This window comes from Paenibacillus ilasis (assembly GCF_043195395.1).
In the GTDB taxonomy this organism is placed as follows: Bacteria; Bacillota; Bacilli; order Paenibacillales; family Paenibacillaceae; genus Paenibacillus_AQ; species Paenibacillus_AQ lautus.
On record NZ_JBHDJG010000010.1, the window covers coordinates 1 to 1,541 of the forward strand.

2 tRNA genes and 3 rRNA genes are annotated in these 1,541 nt (G+C 50.4%); all 5 read left to right on the forward strand.

The window, feature by feature from the left end:
- Positions 1-113 (forward strand): 16S ribosomal RNA (locus ACETK5_RS32440); the annotation flags it as partial.
- 132 nt (positions 114-245) lie between these two features.
- A 5S ribosomal RNA gene (gene rrf, locus ACETK5_RS32445) occupies positions 246-362 on the forward strand.
- A gap of 11 nt (positions 363-373) precedes the next feature.
- A tRNA-Ile gene (locus ACETK5_RS32450) sits at positions 374-450 on the forward strand.
- A 93-nt stretch (positions 451-543) separates the two neighbouring features.
- Positions 544-619 (forward strand) — tRNA-Ala (locus ACETK5_RS32455).
- 222 nt (positions 620-841) lie between these two features.
- A 23S ribosomal RNA gene (locus tag ACETK5_RS32460) occupies positions 842-1,541 on the forward strand; the annotation flags it as partial.

Here is a 1,541-nt window from a genome sequence, read left to right on the forward strand (position 1 = left end):
GAAGTCGGTGGGGTAACCCTTACGGGAGCCAGCCGCCGAAGGTGGGGTAGATGATTGGGGTGAAGTCGTAACAAGGTAGCCGTATCGGAAGGTGCGGCTGGATCACCTCCTTTCTATGGAGAATCGTCTTCTGCAACGAAGACATTCAAATAACGGTGGCGCAAGTCATCGTACAGACTTCATTGAAGTCAACCAACTCACTCGTTGGTCAGTTTTGAAAGATCAATTCTTTCACCATGAATACGTTTGGTGGCGATAGCGGAAGGGTTCCACGCGTACCCATACCGAACACGACCGTTAAGCCTTCCAGCGCCGATGGTACTTGGACCGAAGGGTCCCGGGAGAGTAGGACGTCGCCAAGCGTATTTTATATGGGCCCTTAGCTCAGCTGGTTAGAGCGCACCCCTGATAAGGGTGAGGTCGGTGGTTCGAGTCCACTAGGGCCCACCATATAAATACTAACTTCATAAGGTAAGTGGCGAGGCATCCGGTGAGTAATCGGAATAAACCTCGAAGCCATATTTCACTTTTGGGGTGAATTATGGGGCTATAGCTCAGCTGGGAGAGCGCCTGCCTTGCACGCAGGAGGTCAGGGGTTCGATCCCCCTTGGCTCCACCATAAACTTCATATCGCTTCCATAAATTGCAGGTTGAACTGCAAGATATCATGTGATATGATAATCTTCCGGTCGAAAGACTGGGGTTGATCCTTGAAAACTAGATAACGAAACGAATTTGCGCAATTAGAAATATCCTTTTAGCTGAACTTGTGTCAAAACAAGTTTAAATAAAAGTAGCAGCGAAGGTTTTGGGATCCTTGATCCACATAACCGAAGCGATTGGTTAAGCTACTAAGAGCACACGGAGGATGCCTAGGCGCTAGGAGCCGAAGAAGGACGTGGCGAACAACGATACTGCCTCGGGGAGCTGTAAGCAAGCTTCGATCCGGGGATGTCCGAATGGGGAAACCCAGCTAGTGTAATAGCTAGTTACCCGTATCTGAATACATAGGATGCGAGGAGGCATACCCAGGGAACTGAAACATCTAAGTACCTGGAGGAAGAGAAAACAAGAGTGATTCCGTCAGTAGCGGCGAGCGAACACGGAACAGCCTAAACCAGAGAGCTTGCTCTCTGGGGTTGTGGGACGTCTCACATGGAGTTACAAAGGAACATATTAGGCGAAGAGGTCTGGAAAGGCCCGCTATAAGAGGTAAAAGCCCTGTAGCCGAAAGTATATTCCCTCCGAGACGGATCCCGAGTAGTGCGGGGCACGTGAAACCCCGTATGAATCCAGCAGGACCATCTGCTAAGGCTAAATACTCCCTAGCGACCGATAGTGAAACAGTACCGTGAGGGAAAGGTGAAAAGCACCCCGGAAGGGGAGTGAAATAGATCCTGAAACCGTGTGCTTACAAGAAGTCAGAGCCCGATCTATGGGTGATGGCGTGCCTTTTGTAGAATGAACCGGCGAGTTACGTTCCCATGCAAGGTTAAGGCGAGAAGCCGTAGCCGCAGCGAAAGCGAGTCTGAATAGGGCGA